Annotated in this window: 14 protein-coding genes; 8 read left to right on the top strand and 6 right to left on the bottom strand. The window is 38.2% G+C overall.

From position 1 onward, the window contains the following. Nucleotides 1-15 precede the first annotated feature (15 nt). A complete protein-coding gene (locus tag V9G42_13420) occupies nt 16-2,244 on the bottom strand; it encodes a transglycosylase domain-containing protein (GenBank protein MEI2760423.1) in 2,229 nt (742 codons plus the stop codon). Between the two features lie 227 nt (nt 2,245-2,471). Then, nucleotides 2,472-5,693, bottom strand: a complete 3,222-nt coding sequence (locus V9G42_13415; GenBank protein MEI2760422.1) for a T9SS type A sorting domain-containing protein — start codon at nt 5,691-5,693, stop codon at nt 2,472-2,474. Between the two features lie 432 nt (nt 5,694-6,125). Between V9G42_13415 and ettA the strand changes: the two genes are divergently transcribed. From ettA to V9G42_13395, 4 genes are read left to right on the top strand one after another with little or no spacing between them, the layout of a single operon-like run. Further along, entirely contained in the window at nt 6,126-7,817 is a 1,692-nt protein-coding gene (ettA, locus tag V9G42_13410) for an energy-dependent translational throttle protein EttA (protein ID MEI2760421.1), read from the top strand. Between the two features lie 44 nt (nt 7,818-7,861). Further along, nucleotides 7,862-9,229: a histidine--tRNA ligase gene (gene hisS / locus V9G42_13405; GenBank protein MEI2760420.1), complete on the top strand. Its 1,368-nt coding sequence runs from the start codon at nt 7,862-7,864 to the stop codon at nt 9,227-9,229. Between the two features lie 32 nt (nt 9,230-9,261). Continuing rightward, nucleotides 9,262-10,758 (top strand): histidine ammonia-lyase, encoded by a 1,497-nt coding sequence (gene hutH, locus V9G42_13400; GenBank protein ID MEI2760419.1) that lies wholly within the window; start codon nt 9,262-9,264, stop codon nt 10,756-10,758. A 36-nt stretch (nt 10,759-10,794) separates the two neighbouring features. After that, complete coding sequence (locus V9G42_13395) at nt 10,795-11,211, top strand: OsmC family protein (protein MEI2760418.1); 417 nt, start codon at nt 10,795-10,797, stop codon at nt 11,209-11,211. A gap of 27 nt (nt 11,212-11,238) precedes the next feature. Here the strand turns inward: V9G42_13395 and V9G42_13390 are convergent, their stop codons facing one another. Genes V9G42_13390 through mqnB form a run of 3 tightly spaced genes read right to left on the bottom strand, consistent with a single transcriptional unit; the run spans nt 11,239 to nt 13,257 of the window. After that, a complete protein-coding gene (locus V9G42_13390; GenBank protein MEI2760417.1) occupies nt 11,239-11,943 on the bottom strand; it encodes a 16S rRNA (uracil(1498)-N(3))-methyltransferase in 705 nt (234 codons plus the stop codon). Continuing rightward, nucleotides 11,943-12,614, bottom strand: a complete 672-nt coding sequence (locus V9G42_13385) for an RNA-binding domain-containing protein (GenBank protein ID MEI2760416.1) — start codon at nt 12,612-12,614, stop codon at nt 11,943-11,945. The genes V9G42_13390 and V9G42_13385 overlap by 1 nt, the downstream gene beginning before the upstream one ends. Continuing rightward, entirely contained in the window at nt 12,592-13,257 is a 666-nt protein-coding gene (gene mqnB, locus V9G42_13380) for a futalosine hydrolase (GenBank protein MEI2760415.1), read from the bottom strand. The genes V9G42_13385 and mqnB overlap by 23 nt, the downstream gene beginning before the upstream one ends. Before the next feature lie 71 nt (nt 13,258-13,328). Here mqnB and V9G42_13375 point away from each other — a divergent pair, with 71 nt between their 5' ends. The 4 genes from V9G42_13375 (at nt 13,329) to V9G42_13360 (ending at nt 15,903) form a co-directional block, all read left to right on the top strand. Further along, the gene (locus V9G42_13375) at nt 13,329-13,748 is read left to right on the top strand and encodes a 6-carboxytetrahydropterin synthase (GenBank protein MEI2760414.1); all 420 of its coding nucleotides are present in this window, start codon (nt 13,329-13,331) and stop codon (nt 13,746-13,748) included. Beyond that, nucleotides 13,745-14,386: a GTP cyclohydrolase I FolE gene (folE, locus tag V9G42_13370; GenBank protein MEI2760413.1), complete on the top strand. Its 642-nt coding sequence runs from the start codon at nt 13,745-13,747 to the stop codon at nt 14,384-14,386. Before V9G42_13375 ends, folE begins: the two co-directional genes overlap by 4 nt. A 5-nt stretch (nt 14,387-14,391) precedes the next feature. Further along, nucleotides 14,392-14,877 carry a response regulator gene (locus tag V9G42_13365; GenBank protein ID MEI2760412.1) on the top strand — a complete coding sequence of 162 codons (486 nt, stop codon included), beginning with the start codon at nt 14,392-14,394 and terminating at the stop codon, nt 14,875-14,877. A gap of 102 nt (nt 14,878-14,979) precedes the next feature. Continuing rightward, nucleotides 14,980-15,903, top strand: coding sequence for a ClpXP adapter SpxH family protein (locus V9G42_13360; protein ID MEI2760411.1), 924 nt, complete (start codon nt 14,980-14,982; stop codon nt 15,901-15,903). A gap of 137 nt (nt 15,904-16,040) precedes the next feature. On the opposite strand, the gene rho is transcribed toward V9G42_13360, so the two are convergent. Next, nucleotides 16,041-17,756, bottom strand: a complete 1,716-nt coding sequence (gene rho / locus V9G42_13355; GenBank protein MEI2760410.1) for a transcription termination factor Rho — start codon at nt 17,754-17,756, stop codon at nt 16,041-16,043. Nucleotides 17,757-17,900 lie beyond the last annotated feature (144 nt).

The raw sequence follows: 17,900 nt of genomic DNA, 5'->3' as shown, positions 1-17,900 counted from the left end.
CCGCAGTTCATTCTGCTAAAGGTCGCTTCCAAAACCACTGTTATGCTGATGGTCTTTTTTGTCTTGATCATACTTGCTGCAGTCTGTTTCTATACTCAGCGGATGTTCAGGCTTTTCAAAATCACCGTTGAACAAATTCAGGTCTTTATCGGCATACGCCTTTTTCATATACGATGCCCATATAGGCAACGCTGTATTTGCACCCTGCCCAAGACTGGTAGTTCTGAAATGTACGGAGCGGTCTTCACAACCAACCCAAACACCTGTAACCAATGTTGGTGTTATCCCCATAAACCATCCGTCACTTTGATTTTGTGTTGTTCCTGTTTTTCCTGCTATTGGATTGGTGAGTCCATAACGGAAACGTAGCCTTGCACCGGTACCACCTTGAACCACACCTTGCATCAGATTCAGCATCAGATAAGCTGTTTCTTCACTGATGGCTTCAACCTTTCGTGGCACAAACTCTTGTAAGACCATACCGTTTTTGTCTTCAATGCGTGTAATGTAAATGGGCTCTGTCCACACACCTTTATTGGCAAATGTGGCGTATGCACCACACATCTCAAACAGCGATACATCAGGCGTGCCTAAACAAATGGAGGGCACTTCGTCAATAGGTGAGGTAATACCCATTTTCCTTGCAATCTCAATCATAGGCTTTGGGCCAAACTGTTTCATAAGATATGCCGACACGCTGTTCACCGACTCAGCAAGAGCCTCTTTCAGCGTCAGCATACCACCATATTTTCCATCGCTGTTCGATGGGCTCCAGTCAGGCTGTCCGGGTATTGGAATAGTCACACGCACATTCGGAACTTTAAAACATGGAGAATAGCCTTCCTGCATGGCCAGTGTATATAAAAACGGCTTAAATGTTGACCCCACCTGTCTGCGGCCTGCCTTCACGTGGTCGTATTTAAAGTAGCGATAGTTGTTTCCGCCAACCCATGCACGCACATAACCTGTCTGTGGCTCAATACTCATCACACCGGTTTGCAAAAACATCTTGTAATACTTCAAAGAGTCAAGTGGACTCATCATAGTATCTATATCACCCTTCCACGAAAATACGGTCATTGGAATCTTGGTTGCAAAATTCTCTTTTATCTCCTGTTCACTCATGCCTTCAGCTTTCAGCGATATATAGCGGTCGCTTTTCTTTATTCCATCTTCAATAACTTCCGGATGCTGTGCCCATGGTACTCGACCTTTCCAGTGCTGATAAAAAGCCTTTTGCAACTCTGTAAGGTGTTCCTTCATCCCTTCTTCTGCATATTCCTGCAATCGCGAATCTATTGTAGTGTAAATGCGCAAACCGTCACGATACAAATTATAGCTGCTGCCATCAGATTTTTTATGTTCCTTACACCATTTAACCAATTCTAATCGCAAGGTCTCCCTGAAATAGGGTGCCAGTCCGTCATTATGATCCTCTGCCCTGAAATTTAATTTTATCGGCAACTTCACTATTGAGTCGTATTCGGCTTCAGTCAAAAATTTATACTTCTCCATCTGGCTCAACACGGTATTTCGTCTAACCATAGCATTTTTGGGGTTACGAACCGGGCTGTAACGTGTAGGTGCCTGCAGTAAACCTACCAGCATAGCCGACTCTTCCACCTTTAACTGCGAGGGCATCTTATTAAAAAAAGTCTTTGCTGCCGATTTTATTCCATAGCTGTTGTGGCCAAACTCAACCGTATTCAGATACATTGCCATAATTTCTTGCTTGGTGTAATTACGTTCTAATCTAACGGCAATAATCCATTCTTTTACTTTACGTAAAGCCAAACGCAAACCACTTTCATTCTCACGGGGGAATAAATTTTTAGCCAGTTGTTGTGAAATGGTACTTCCTCCTCCTGAAGATTTTTGTTGCAAAATCACCGTTTTAAAAAACACCCTTGCCAATCCACGCATATCCACACCACTGTGCTCTTCAAAACGAATATCTTCAGTAGCTTTCAGTGCATCCACTGTATTTTCGGCAAGTTCTCTGAAGTGTATGTTGGAACGGTTCTGAATGTAGTACTTACCCAACAAAACATTATCGCTTGAAATAACTTCCGATGCCAGGCTACTGTTCGGATTCTCCAGCTCCTCAAAAGTAGGCAACTCACCAAACTTACCCATATTTACAGCACTCAACACTATCACAATAACTGCAAGAGGCAGCAATGCAAGCATCCACATCAGCAAAATAAACATACGGAAATTCCCGCGCTTTTTCTTATTGGCCATATTCCTCATTCTGTCAGAACCGGCAAAACTAAACTTTCCACTTGTAACTTAACGCCAGCTGTACGTTTTTATTCAAACAACATCATCAACAGCTGCAAGGAAATTGAAGAAGAGTATAATAATAAAAAGCAAATGAACTGAATATTCATTGGAATATTCAGTTCATTTGCTTTAAAAATTAAATTGCGTTCTTGAATAGATTACAACAATTTGTTTTAAATGAAATTTTATTCAACAACCAACTTTATGGTTTGTGATTGATGAGGAGATATAACTCTTATGAAATACAGTCCTGCTGTTGGTGGAAGAGAAATTAATTGACTAGAATTAATAATCCTTCTACTAACTAGACTTCCTTCTGAAGTATATAATTCAATTGTAAAATCCGATCTTATATCTTCAGGTAAATGAATTGTAATAAAATCATTTGCAGGATTGGGGTATATAAAAATATCCTCTTGTTTCTCATTAAAATTTGAAGCAGATAATTTACATGCAGGAATGTTAAATGAATGAGTTGTTGTAGCACTGCCGCAGGTATTATATGCCATTAGCTGGACAGAAGTTGTACCTGATGCAAGCCAGTTTGCAGAAATTTGATTAGTATTATTTGGACCTTGAATAGCAGCATTTATAGCAGGAGCAATTTGCCATTTTAGGTTGTAATTACCTGTAAGATTATTGATATTGCTATTAAACTGAATACCGGTTGCAGGTACACACCATGTGCTTGGAATACTTGAAATTGCACCAGGTTTACTGGGGGCACCTTTCACAGTTATACAACGTGGAGAACCGGTGCCGCAATTGTTTGTTGCAGAAACACACAATGATCCTGAAGTGAATGTTCCAAAATCAACAATAATAGAATTGCTTCCATTTCCGGTTATTACAGCTCCTGATGGAGCAGTCCAATTATATGTTGCTCCGTTTATAATTGGGCATGTGTATGTTTGTGAAACATTACACAATCCAGTAGTGTGGCCTGTAATTGAAGAAGGTTTTTCAGGTAATCCTGATTTAATGGTTTTACATTTTGGCGGAGTAGTTGTTCCACAAATCGTTGTAGAAGACACACAAATATTACCACTAGCTACAAAGTTAGGTCCGAAGGTCACCGTAATACTGTTTGTTGTTGAAAAGCCGCTTACTCCTATAGGCAAAGTCCAATTATATGTTACAACTCCAGGTTGTGACGGAACGCTATATGTTAACATTGAATTTGAACAGGCAGTAAAAGTTCCTGATGGCGCATAAGCGGTTGTTTGAGTATTCTTAATGTTGATGCATTTTGAAACCGTAGTGTAACAACTTGTTTGTGCTGCAACACATAATGTACCACCAGACCAATTGGGTCCAAATGAAACGGAAACAGATGTGCCATTACCACTTACTGTAGCATCACCAGTAATTGACCATTGGTATGAAGTGGCGCCCGTTACGACATTTGTGCTGTAATTTCCATTGGTATTGGCACATGCTATTGTTAAACCATTTATTACAGAAGGTGTTGAAATTATACCTCTGACTTTTTCAATTTTGCGTAATGTAGTTCCACATGGATTTGCTGCCTGAACACCTATTGTGTAGAACGATCCAGATGGAGCTCCAAATGTTATTTGTACTGTAGGTAATATACTAGTATATGGAGACGTATTTAAAGGGTTTCCATCAAAGTATGATCCGACAGGTGCATCCCATATATAATAAGTAGCGCCAGCAACAGATGCAATGGATAGATTCGCTGTTGTTCCATTACAAATATGAGTTGGCATTCCATTAAATGGTAATGTTACATTGGCTGATGGAGGTGCAGTTAATGCCTGAATAGTAGCTGTTCCTGAAACAGTGCCACTCGTACCTCCTGAACTTACTGAGGTTAATTGATAATTGGTTGTAGAAGTAGGGTTGACCCAAATTATTTCAGGATTAGCAGCTGTAGTGAAAGGTCCAAATACGGTAACTCCATCAGTATAGCTAAAGTCAAAAGGTCCATTTCCGATAAAATCAATTTTAAGTTGAGCTTGTCCTCCATTACAAATGGTTGTGTCTCCGGAAATAATAGCAGAAACAGGTGTAGTAGCTACAGTAACAATCATTTCATCATAGTTTGAACATGAGCCCATAGAAATGGTCCAACGTAATGTGTTAGCACCATTACTTAAATTACTGACACTTGTATTGAATAGGCTAGAATCAGCAAAAGTGGCAGTTCCTGAAACCAATGTCCATAAACCGATTCCAGGAGATGGGTTATTGCCGGTCAATGTAGTGTTAGGTTGAGAAATTGACTGATCAAATCCTGCATTAGCTGTTGCAGGTGTGCCTATGGTTAGGTTTAAATAGTCATTCCTCCAGCACACTTCATAATTAAAGTTATTATAAATATACCCACCAAATTCTAATTGTACACTGCCCGCCATCACATCACCTATTCCAGGATAATAAATTGCATTAGGGTAAGATGGATCATCAAAACCTCCATCACCGGAAGTGAACCAATAGCCACTCCCCTGACCATTTAATGTTGCTTGATCACCTGTACACAACACTTGGTCTGTACCTGCATTAATATCATTCACAAATCCATATATATGCGTATAAGGAGAAAATGTTTCACCAAATGAATTGTACACTCTCACCCGATAATAGCTGTGCTGAGGTAATGGATTGGATAAGGTTAAGGATGATAGTGTTGCCCCTGAAACAGGATTACCATTTTGATCTTGCCATTCATAAGAGGGAGATGGTGTTCCTGTTGTAACCACAGACAATGTTACCGGCTCGTCATTGCATAATAAATATCCACCGGCATGAGAGTAGTTGGAGATAACCGGAATAGTTTGTGCAGGAGTTACTGTACCATGAATAATAACTTGATAAATGATAGCAACATTGTTTAGGCCTCCTGAGCAGCCAATTGTGAATGTTACTGGTGTAAGTGAATTAAAATCGTCAATATCCCAAGTATGGGTTGCCGGTACTGCATTAGGAATACCATTGTTGGGGTCTCCTTCACATTCTTTGGGTAGTGAACTCATCAAATCTCCCTCTATCATCCCGGTTCCATTAATGTTCATGCCAAATTTTAATTCTGTAGGACCAAAATTCAATCTGCCAGCCACCACAGTCATACCTGTTATATTTAACTGATAACCTGGCTGAGGCGAAATAGTAAAATCAATTCGGTCATTGGCATCATAATCAAATTCGTCAAGTGGACCTTTGATAGGATCAAGATAGGGATCTATACCATTTGTTCGAACTGTGTAGCCTGTGTCGCATCGGTATCCTAAATTACCGGCAGTATATAGTGTTGTTCCGCTGGCGTTAGCATCAACGTAAACAGGTAGACCGTTTAAGTCGCCAGCATAGTCGTAAATTACCTGACCATGTAATTTTACAATGGTTGTAATTAAGAGAATTAAGAGTGTTGTTAAATGTTTCATTTTTATTTAGTTTGTTATTGTGTAAAGCTAATGTGATTTGGACGTTTCTATTGTGACTTAAGTCACAATAGATTAAAATATTTTATCAGTAATATTTTTAATGTAATGTTTCATTTTTAACTTGAATAATTCAATATAAAAAATCAAAATTCCATTTTTCCCTACCCGTTTTGTCTCCTCAACTTCTTTTTGATTTTACATCGGAGAATTCATAGGATTTATATAGGATGTTAAAACTTTCTAACTTCCAAGCATTTTAAACACTTCTACAGTTTTCATGTCAATATCTTAATATTCACCCCATCACCTTTTGCACATTAAAGGGGCATAGCTTAGAATTTTAAAACTATCTAATTAGCTAAATCCCCGCCTCTAACAATTAACGACTCATCAACTTTACCTACCTTTGCACTCCAATTAAAAAAAGCTGTAATGAGTGACGATAAAAAGATTATTTTCTCAATGGTGGGTGTTAGCAAAACGGTTCCGCCACAACGACAAATTTTAAAAGATATTTACCTCTCTTTTTACTATGGTGCCAAAATCGGTATCCTTGGTTTGAATGGTGCAGGTAAGTCAACCTTAATGAAAATTATTGCCGGAATAGACAAATCCTTTACCGGTGAGGTTGTGTTTTCTCCAGGCTACACTGTTGGCTATCTCGAGCAGGAGCCTAAGTTAGATGAGCGTAAAACAGCAAAGGAAATTGTCATGGAAGGTGTTCAACCCATTGTTGATTTACTCAAAGAATACGATGATGTAAATAACAAAATGGGTGAAGAGGAGTATTATTCCGATGCTGATAAAATGGACAAACTTCTCAATCGTCAGGCTGCACTGCAAGAAAAAATTGATGCTTCAGATGCATGGAATCTTGACAACAAAATTGAAGTAGCTATGGATGCACTTCGTTGTCCTGAGGCCGATGCTCCCGTAAATATACTTTCCGGTGGTGAACGTAGAAGACTTGCTTTATGTCGCCTGTTGTTGCAACAGCCCGATGTGCTGCTACTTGATGAGCCAACAAACCATTTGGATGCAGAGTCGGTTGATTGGTTAGAACAGCATCTTAAACAATATGCTGGAACTGTGATTGCCGTAACGCATGACCGTTATTTTCTGGATAATGTTGCAGGATGGATTCTTGAACTTGACCGTGGCGAAGGCATTCCCTGGAAAGGAAATTATTCAAGTTGGCTAGAACAGAAATCAAACCGACTTGCACAGGAAGAAAAACAGGAAAGCAAACGTCAGAAAACTTTACAACGCGAGTTAGAGTGGGTACGCATGTCGCCCAAGGCACGTCAGTCAAAAGGAAAGGCACGTTTAACTGCCTATGAAAACTTATTGAGTGAAGATGTAAAACAGAAGGAAGAGAAACTGGAAATATTTATTCCTAACGGGCCACGCTTGGGTAATGAGGTAATTGAAGCTGTTAAAGTTTCAAAAGCTTATGGAAATAAAGTTTTATATGATGATCTTAACTTTAAATTACCCCCAAACGGTATTGTTGGAATCATTGGTCCTAATGGTGCAGGAAAGACAACAATTTTCCGTATGGTAATGGGACTTGAGCAACCAGATTCCGGAACGTTTAAAATTGGTAGTACGGTTCGCATTGGCTATGCCGATCAAACACATAAAGAAATTGACCCTGAAAAAACAGTGTGGGAAGTAATCTCCGGAGGCAATGAATCCATTGAGCTGGGTGGTAAGCTTCTGAACTCACGTGCTTATGTTGCACGGTTTAATTTCACTGGTGCCGATCAGGGAAAAAAATGCGGAGTACTTTCCGGAGGCGAGCGCAACAGATTGCATTTAGCATTGACGTTACGTAGCGAAGCCAACGTGTTGTTGCTTGATGAGCCTACCAACGATATTGATGTAAACACATTGCGTGCATTAGAAGAAGCAATTGAAAACTTTGCAGGTTGTGCAGTAATCATCAGCCACGACAGATGGTTCTTAGATAGGGTGTGCACGCACATTCTTGCTTTTGAAGACGATTCGCAGGTATATTATTTCGAAGGTGGATATTCCGACTATGAAGAGAATAAGAAAAAACGATTAGGAGATGTAACGCCTCATAGAGTAAGATATAAGAGCTTAGTTAAGAATTCGTAATTCAAAGCATCGCAGATTTGTATATTCGTAAAGATTCGTAATTAATGAAACCACTCATCCCTAAAGGCACACGTGATTTTTCGCCCGTAGAAATGGTACGGAGAAACTTTATTTTCAATACCATCAGAAAGGTATATGAACGCTATGGTTTTGTTCAGATCGAGACACCTGCTATGGAAAATCTATCAACACTTGAAGGTAAATATGGTGAGGAAGGTGATAAACTTTTATACAGAATTTTAAATTCAGGCGAAGTTGTTCCGGATGCAAAATCAAAAGGTGATAGTCTGAAAATTTCTGATTTGGCAGAGAAAGGTTTGCGATATGATTTAACCGTACCATTTGCTCGCTATGTGGTAATGCATCAGAATGAAATTAGCTTTCCGTTTAAGCGCTATCAGATGCAACCTGTCTGGCGGGCAGACCGTCCACAGAAGGGGCGTTATCGCGAATTTTATCAGTGCGATGCCGATATTATAGGCTCAACCTCATTGATCAGCGAAGCGGAGTTTCTTCTGATTATTCAGGAAGTCTTTAGGAGTTTGCAGATTGGTGTTGCCATTAAAATCAACAACAGAAAAATTCTGGCAGGCATTGCCGAAGTTATTGGTCATTCTGATAAACTGATTGATATAACCGTTGCCATTGATAAGCTCGATAAAATAGGCGAACAAAAAGTTAAGGAAGAACTTTTGGCTAAGGGGCTTTCATCAGATGTAGTCGAAAAGATGCAATCACTTTTCGAAATACGAGGTGATTTTGAATCAAAACTTAATTTCCTGAAATCATTTTTGACTGAGTCTTCAATTGGATTAAAAGGTATTGAAGAGACAGAAAATGTAGTAAATTATCTTCATGCATTTGGAGAACATCTTAAAAATCTTGAATTAGATATTACCCTTGCACGTGGGCTTAATTATTACACAGGCTCAATTTTTGAAGTGAAGGTTAATGACTCACGTTCAACATACAGTGGCAGTGTGCTTGGCGGAGGACGCTATGACGACCTGACCGGAATTTTTGGCCTGCCTAATGTCAGTGGTGTTGGTATTTCATTTGGAATAGACAGAATTTATGATGTCATGCTGGAAATGAATTTGTTTGATCAACTACATTTGAGTGAGACGACAACGCAGGTTTTGTTTACAAACTTTGGTCAGGAAGAAGAGCAATTTTGTTTAAAGATTTTGAATGAACTGAGACATGCCGGAATCAATGCAGAGATATTTCCTGAACACTCAGCAAAAATGAAAAAGCAAATGAGTTATGCCGACTCCAAGAAAATTCCTTTTGTAATTTTAATCGGAAAGGATGAAATGAAAAGTGAAAGGCTCACTATAAAAGATATGACAACAGGGCTACAAGAACAGTTAACATTAAACGAAATAATATCTAAGCTAAACAAGGAATAATATTTTTTAGAGAAAGTAACATCAGTAAAAATATGAAACATCAGATATCATCACAACATCTGGATTTTAAAACACTTAATCAAATTATTGAAAGTAAAGCTGCTCTTGAGTTATCTGAAGATGTAGTTAAACGTATTGCGCATTGCCGTAGTTATCTCGATGTTAAAGTCGGCTCACTGGCTGAGCCGGTTTATGGTATTAACACAGGTTTCGGCTCTTTGTACAACAAGAGTATTGATGTTGCAGATTTGGGAAAGCTACAGGAGAATTTGGTGATGTCTCACGCCTGTGGTTGTGGTGATGAAGTGCCGGTTGCTATTGTTAAGTTAATGTTATTTCTGAAAATTCAGGGACTTAGTTATGGCAACTCCGGTGTACAGTTGCAGACTGTTCAACGTTTGATTGATTTTTATAATCACGAAATATTTCCTGTTGTTTATACACAGGGTTCTTTAGGTGCATCAGGAGATTTGGCTCCGTTGGCACATCTGTGCCTGCCACTCATCGGTATGGGTGAAGTGTATTTTAATGGAAAGAAGGTGCCATCAGCAGAAGTACTCAATCAGTTTGGCTGGCAGCCCATCAAGCTACAGTCAAAAGAAGGACTGGCTTTACTGAACGGCACACAGTTTATGAACGCCTATGGCACTTACGCAGTTATGCAGTCGCAACGTTTGATGTTGCTTGCAGATATAATCGGAGCGCTGTCATTAGATGCTTTCGATGGCAGAATTGAACCATTTCATCACCTCATTCATCAGATACGCCCACATAAAGGGCAGATAGCAACAGCATTGCGTTACCGTCAGTTATTGTCGGATAGTGAGATGATAAGTAGAAAGAAAGCACATGTTCAGGACCCCTATTCATTCAGGTGTATTCCGCAAGTGCATGGTGCCAGTAAAGATGCACTGGATTATGTGAGCTATGTGATATTTAATGAAATAAATTCTGTTACCGATAATCCCACAGTCTTTCCTGACGATGATTTAGTCATTTCAGCAGGAAATTTTCATGGACAGCCCTTGGCATTAGTTCTTGATTTTTTAGCTATTGCATTAAGTGAGTTGGCAAATATCTCCGAGCGCAGAACCTATCAACTTATTTCCGGACAACGTGGTTTGCCTTCATTCCTTGTTGCAGATCCTGGGCTGAATTCCGGAATGATGATTCCACAATACACGGCAGCTTCTATTGTAAGCCAGAACAAACAATTGTGTATGCCAGCATCTGTTGATAGTATTGTATCAAGCAATGGACAGGAAGATCATGTGAGCATGGGTGCCAATGCAGCAACAAAATTGTATAAAGTACTCCATAATACAGAGAAGGTATTGGCAATTGAGTTGCTCAATGCCGCACAGGCATTTGAATTCAGAAGACCTTTAAAATCATCTGCTCCATTGGAATCTTTTATGAGTCTTTTCAGAAAAGAAGTTTCATTTATGAATAAAGACAGGATACTTTATACAGATATACAGACTTCAATAAACTTTTTGCAGTCAGTAAATGTTAATCAATACGAATAAATATAAAATTAAATAACTCAAACATTAAAAATCATTATGGCAATTAAAAGAAATGCAACAGCCTTTTGGAATGGCTCAGGCAAAGAAGGTAAGGGAAAAGTAACAACACAAAGCACTGTCTTGAATCAATCACAGTATTCTTATAATACACGCTTTGAAGATGGAGTAGGTACCAACCCCGAAGAACTGATAGCAGCAGCACATGCAGGCTGTTTCAGTATGAAATTAAGTTTTGTTTTAGGTGCTGCAGGATTTACTCCGGATGCCATTGAAACAAAATGCGAAATTACACTTGATAATGGCGCAATAACCAACTCACACCTTATTCTGAATGCAAAAGTTGCAGGTATCACAAAAGAAAAATTTGAAGAGTGTGCCAATGAGGCAAAAGCCAATTGTCCTATTTCAAAACTTCTGAATACCGACATTACTTTAAGCGCAACATTAGCTTAAAACTCTTTTGAATCAGGTCAGTCGTTTTTACGATTGACCTGATCTGTTTTTAAGTGCAAATGCACTGCAAACATGCAAGGCTGCAGTTTCTGTACGTAGCCTTTTTTCACCAAGAGAAATATTTTCATAACCTGCGTCATTGGCAAGTTTAATTTCATGTTGTGAGAAATCACCTTCCGGACCTATAAGTACTATTATCTGTGCTGCTGAAATTGATTTTTCAAGCGTAATTTTTACACTCTCTTCACAATGCGCAATCAGTTTTTTTGCTGGTGAAGCAGTTGTAATGAATTTCTCAAACGACATCATTTCATGCAGTAATGGCAAATAAACTCTGTTGCTTTGTTTCATTGCTGATAATAATATCTTACTACACCGTTCAGCATTTATATGTTTACGTTCGCTGTAGCGACATTGCAGCGGTGTAATTTTTTCAATACCTAGTTCAGTTGCTTTTTCTAAGAACCATTCAAACCTGTCAATTGACTTCGGAGGTGCAATAGCAATGTGTAATTGATTGCTCGTAGGGTTTTCAAAGTGGTGTGCTGTTATTTCAACCTTGCAGATTTTTGATGCAGCAGAAATGATTCCCTTATAGCTGTTGCCTTTTCCATCGGTAACTGCAATAGGGTCGCCAATTTTATGACGAAGCACACGTAAGCAATGAGCACTTTCTACTTCATCTAACGAAATAGTATTATCTTCAATAGCTGTGCTGTAAAATAATTCCATCAGGCAAGTGTATAAAATTCTACTTTCTCTGAATGATTGGCTTTTAAAACACCAACACTTATCAGATTTACAATAATTCTTGTTGCCCGCCAACGCGAAATGTTAATGAGCTTGCAATATTGTTTCAATGTTATTCTTTTATGGATAATTAAATACTCCATCAATGCTTTTTCTTTTTCCGAAAATTCAATTAGTGTTGACCTGCTGTCTGTTTTCTTTCGTAAAACATCAACCATCACCTTGCTGGTCAGCAGGGTCTGATCTTTGATGCGCATATATACCCACCACTTTTCGTTTTCGTCTTTGGCAAAAACTGGTTTATGCTCACTCTCCGGCACAGATACTTCCAGAATAATTTTGTCCGAACATTGCCACTCTTTAAATGCAACTGCAACCATGGGATTGCAATAATTTGTTGCAGCCTTATCAATCATAAATTTTTCTTCTTCCGGAATGATGCCACAAACAGTTCTATCATCATTTACTCCTATCAATAATTTTCCTCCATTACAATTCGCAAAAGAGCTTATTGTTTTTGCAATCTTATGTACGCTGGTAATTTCTTTCTTAAAATCCAGAAATTCACTCTCACCGGAATCAAGCATTTTTCTTACTGCCGTTGGAATCCTTATGGGGTTCTGTATTTCTTTATTCTGACGGAAGTAGTTCATGGAGTAAATTATTTAACGAAGCATTTAAATGAGTAACCGCCAACTCAATTTTCCAGTTGTTACGATTACGAGGCTCAACCATGTTGCTGATAGCTCTAAGCTGAACAACATCTGCATTCAGCATCATACAAACATAAAAACAGGCAGCACCTTCTAACGACTCAATTTGACCTGTATTCGTTTTTTTCAACTGTTTAATACTGTTTTCATTACCATGAGCTTTGTTGACAGTAATGGCATTTACTTTTTTAGTTTTTTCTAAAGAATGTGTTGTAATAATTTTTGGAGTAAGCCATTTTTCTTTGAAAGGAAATTCATTGCCATCAATTAATCCTAAATCGAAAAGATTAATAAAATTTTCATGATCTTCAGAACCACTATCAGCAATCTGTTCGGAAATTACCTGAACAACTTCACCAGGATTAATATTTTCATCTAAACTTCCGGCAATACCTGCATTAATAACCAAATCAAAGTGCTTTTCTTTCAGTTTCTTGGTCAGATGAAAAGCTGTTGCCAGAATCCCTGGACCTGATATCAGCGTTTCTACCTTATGACCCTTATAAATATGAATTTCTTCAGATTTTTCTATCTGAAAGAGGCTTATTTCTTGTTTTGTTGCTGCAATTATCAGTATATTCACAGGGTGTAAAATTAATGTTTTAACAGTGGCATTGGTTGAGATTTTTACCTTTGCAGAAATTCATCTATTGAATGATTTATATTACCAGAAAAGAACGGTTTAATGCAGCTCATAAATTGTATAAGCCGGAATGGAGTGAGGAAAAAAACAAAGAGGTATTTGGCAAATGCTCTAATCCAAATTGGCATGGTCATAATTATGAGTTATTTATAACAGTCAAAGGCATACCTAATCCTGAAACAGGTTTTGTGATTGATTTGAAAGTTTTAAGCCAGATTGTTAAAGAAAAAGTAATTGATCCGCTAGACCATAAAAACATCAATCTCGATGTGAAATTTATGCAGGGAATTATGGCATCAACAGAAATGCTTGCAGTGCAGATATGGAATCAGTTACATGATGCCATTGGGAGTCATGGAGCCTTACTTCATGCTGTTAAACTCTTTGAAACAGAAAATAATTTTGTTGAATATTTTGGAAACGAAAAATGAATAAAGGCCCACAGAATTTAATTGATGATGATGATGACCCGGAGGGATATCGTAAGATAGACCATTACAATCATGATTCATTAAACAAATTGTCACAAAGTTATTTTGAAGTTTTGCAGAACCTGGGAGAAAATACTTCACGCGAGGGTATTGTTAAAACACCGGAACGTGTTGCAAAAGCAATGCAGTTTCTCACACAGGGCTATCACTTGAATGCAAAAGAAATTTTAGAGTCGGCACGCTTTCGAGAAGATTACAAACAAATGGTTATTGTAAAAGATATTGAAGTATATTCTTTATGTGAACATCACATGTTACCATTTTTTGGCAAAGCACATGTTGCCTACATTCCCAACAATTACATTGTAGGGCTGAGCAAGATACCACGTGTTGTTGATGTCTTTGCCCGCAGATTGCAGGTGCAGGAAAGACTTACTGTTGAGATTCGAGATGCCATTCAGGAAACCTTGTCGCCTCTTGGAGTGGCAGTAGTTATTGAAGCCAGACACCTTTGCATGCAAATGCGCGGTATTCAAAAACAAAACTCTGTAACAACAACTTCTGCATTTACTGGCGAATTCGAAAATGACAGAACACGTAGTGAATTCTTACGCTTAATAGCTGACAAACATATTTAAAGCTCATGACGCAGAAAAAGTTTTTGGTATTTGTTGTTGAAGATGATCGTCATCTGCAGAAAATGATTGTAGATTACCTAACAGAGCATTTTCCTGATATTGAAATCAACCTATATAAGACTGGTGAGGATGCCCTCATTGATTTAAAATTAGGTCCCGATTTAATTATACTTGATTACTTCCTGAGTCTTTATGATAAAGATGCCATGGATGGATTAACCGTTCTTTCACACATCAGGCAAGCCAATAAAACTGTACGTGTAGTAATGTTTACCGGACAGGAAGACCCTGATGTAGCAGCTATGGCTATTAAGATGGGCGCATTTGACTATATTGTAAAATCACCTGAAAGTTTCAACAAACTAAGTGATATTATCACGCAGCTCAAAAAGCAAATTATAAACGAAACTCCTCCCTTTGACAAACGATTGTTGATAGTACTACTCATTGGTATCATCATGCTTAGTGCCTTATTTATATTCAGGCATTAAAAGTGAAAGTAAGACAATAAAAAAATGAAGTTGCCTTATTTAATAGTAGTAATAATATTTGCATTCGGCAGTATCAATTGCCATGCTCAAACAAAAAAGAAAATGGAGAAAAACAATCCTTTATTATGCAATCCTGACAGTGGTATTTGCGAAATCCCGGTTAAAGGACATACTATAACAGAAAGCAGCAACATAAAATCAGAAAAGAAACTAATAAAAGTAATTTACTATACTGACCCGATTTGTTCTTCTTGTTGGGGCATTGAGCCACAGCTACGCAAATTAAAATTGGAGTACGGTAACATTATTGAAATAGAATACAGAATGGGAGGTTTGTTGCCCGACTGGAGTTACAATAGTGGAGGAATAAGTAAGCCATCAGATGTTGCTCACCATTGGGATGAGGTTAGTGTTTATTATGATATGCCAATTGACGGTGATGTTTGGTTAGAAGACCCATTACAATCATCCTATCCACCCTCTATTGCAGTAAAGGCAGCCCAAATGCAAGATCATGAGAAAGCAATTCTGTTTTTAAGAGAGATAAGAGAAATGGTTTTTCTAAAGAAACGGAATATAACAAAGTGGGAAAATTTAGAATCGGCAGCTAAGTCTGTGGGATTAAATTTAAATAAGTTTAAAGAAGATTACGATGGAAGAGCAAAAGAGCTTTTTAATGAAGACTTAGCATTAGGCAAGCAGTTAGGTGTAAGAGGTTTTCCGACTATGTTTTTTACAGATACATTGGGAAGGACAGAAACTGTATTTGGATCAAAACCCTATGATGCCTTTGAGAGCACAATCATTAAACTTCTGCCTGATGTACAAAAAATCAACTATGACAAAAGTACGGCAGCAGTATTTTCACACTATCAGTCATTAACAGCAAAGGAATTTTCTGTACTGACAGGAACAGCAAGACAACAAAGCGAACAAGTACTTACTGATTTGGTGGCAAATGGTAAGTTAGAAAAACTTACAACAAAAAACGGATCCATTTGGAAATTGAAAAATGCAGAACAATAATAAATAGTGAATTGCTTGTATTTGTCAGGTTGCAAGGCTCAAATAGTCGTAATTAAAGAAACACCATTAAATTCCACATTTCACGCTCTTCAAATCACCAATTCTCCAACACGATAATTTCCAAATTCTTCAAACTTCTAACTGTTCATCGAAATAAGAAACTCTTCGTTTGATTTTGTTCCTCTTAAACGGTCAAGCAAAAATTCCATAGCTTCCATTGGGTTCATGTCGGCTAAGTGATTTCTTAAAATCCACATACGCTCCAACATTTTTCTGTCCAGCAAAAGATCTTCACGTCTTGTACTTGAAGCAACTAAATCAATTGCCGGATAAACGCGTTTGTTACTTAGCTTGCGGTCAAGCTGCAACTCCATATTACCCGTACCTTTAAATTCTTCGAAGATTACTTCGTCCATTCTTGAACCGGTGTCAATTAACGCTGTTGCAATGATGGTTAATGAACCGCCTTTTTCTATTTTACGTGCTGCACCAAAAAATCTTTTTGGCTTGTGAAGTGCGTTCGAGTCAACACCACCGGATAATATTTTTCCGGACGCAGGTGCAGTGGTATTATAGGCACGAGCCAGTCGTGTAATGGAATCCAATACAATTACAACATCATGCCCACATTCTACCAAACGTTTAGCTTTTTCTAAAACAAGGTTGGCAATTTTTACATGCTTGTCGGCAGGTTCATCAAAGGTCGAAGAAATAACTTCGGCTTTCACACTGCGTGCCATATCTGTAACCTCTTCAGGCCTTTCATCAATCAACAATACTATCAGATATACTTCAGGATGGTTGGCCGCAATAGCATTGGCAACTTCTTTTAAAAGTACTGTCTTACCTGTTTTCGGTTGCGCAACTATTAACCCACGTTGTCCTTTTCCAATAGGTGAAAACATATCCATAATTCTTGTGCTCATGGTGCTGTTCTCTCCGGAAAGATTTAGTTTCTCAAATGGGAAAAGTGGTGTCAGATAATCAAATGGAATACGGTCGCGAACAATTGTAGGTTCAAGGCCGTTTATCAATTCTACCTTCGTCAGTGGGAAGAATTTTTCTCCTTCACGTGGTGGACGAACTTTGCATTTTACAGTATCACCTGTTTTTAATGCAAACGCTTTAATCTGTGATTGTCCAACATACACATCATCCGGTGAACTTAAATAGTCATAGTCTGATGAGCGCAAAAAGCCATATCCTTCAGGCATAATTTCTAAAACACCTTCTGCATTGATGGCATTATCAAACTCAAAGTAGTCGTTCTGCGGACGAAAATTATTTTGTTGTTGATTGTCCGGAAATCTACGCTCTCTGTTCCTTTGTTGAAAATCGTTTTGCTGTTGTTGCTGCGGCTGTTGATTTTGTTGTGGTCTTTCTTCAATAGCTGTTTTTGCAGGTGGTGTTATAACTTCCTGTGGTGCAGGAGTAACTTCAGTTGTTTTATTGACAACTTGTTGAGGAGATTCATTTTTTTGTGGTACTCCGGCAGGAATAATTCTTTTTCTTCTAGGCTTATCGGCATCATCCTGGGCTTTTGTTTCTGATGTTACTTCATTAGCAACAGATGCTGTTACAGGTTCTTCAACAGGTTTTTCTGCAGCAGCTGGTGCGGCAGCAGGTTTATGTTCCTTTTTCTCATGACGCGGTTTCTCATGACGCGGTTTTTCATCTTTGGGCTTATCGGCTTTTTTTGATTTTGCCAATTCCGGATGTATAGCCTGATGGTCAAGAATCTTATAGATAAGGTCCTGTTTTTTTAAGCCTTCGTAGTTTTCAATGTTAAGCTCTTTGGCAATTTCGCGTAGCTCGGCTACAAGCTTGTCACTAAGTTCGAGAATATCGTACATGAATTTGTAGGTATAAAGTAAAAAGAATTATGTTCTTGTGGATGATAAAATATTATATTGGAATCGGATTTTTGAACGGGGAAAAATGCTTTGGCTTTCGTTCAAATTCTGTGCAAACGTAAAACAATTATTTTTCTTTTGCAA

It is taken from the genome of Bacteroidia bacterium (assembly GCA_037045145.1).
Lineage (GTDB): Bacteria > Bacteroidota > Bacteroidia > AKYH767-A > OLB10 > OLB10.
This window is presented reverse-complemented; position numbering and strand designations above follow the sequence as displayed.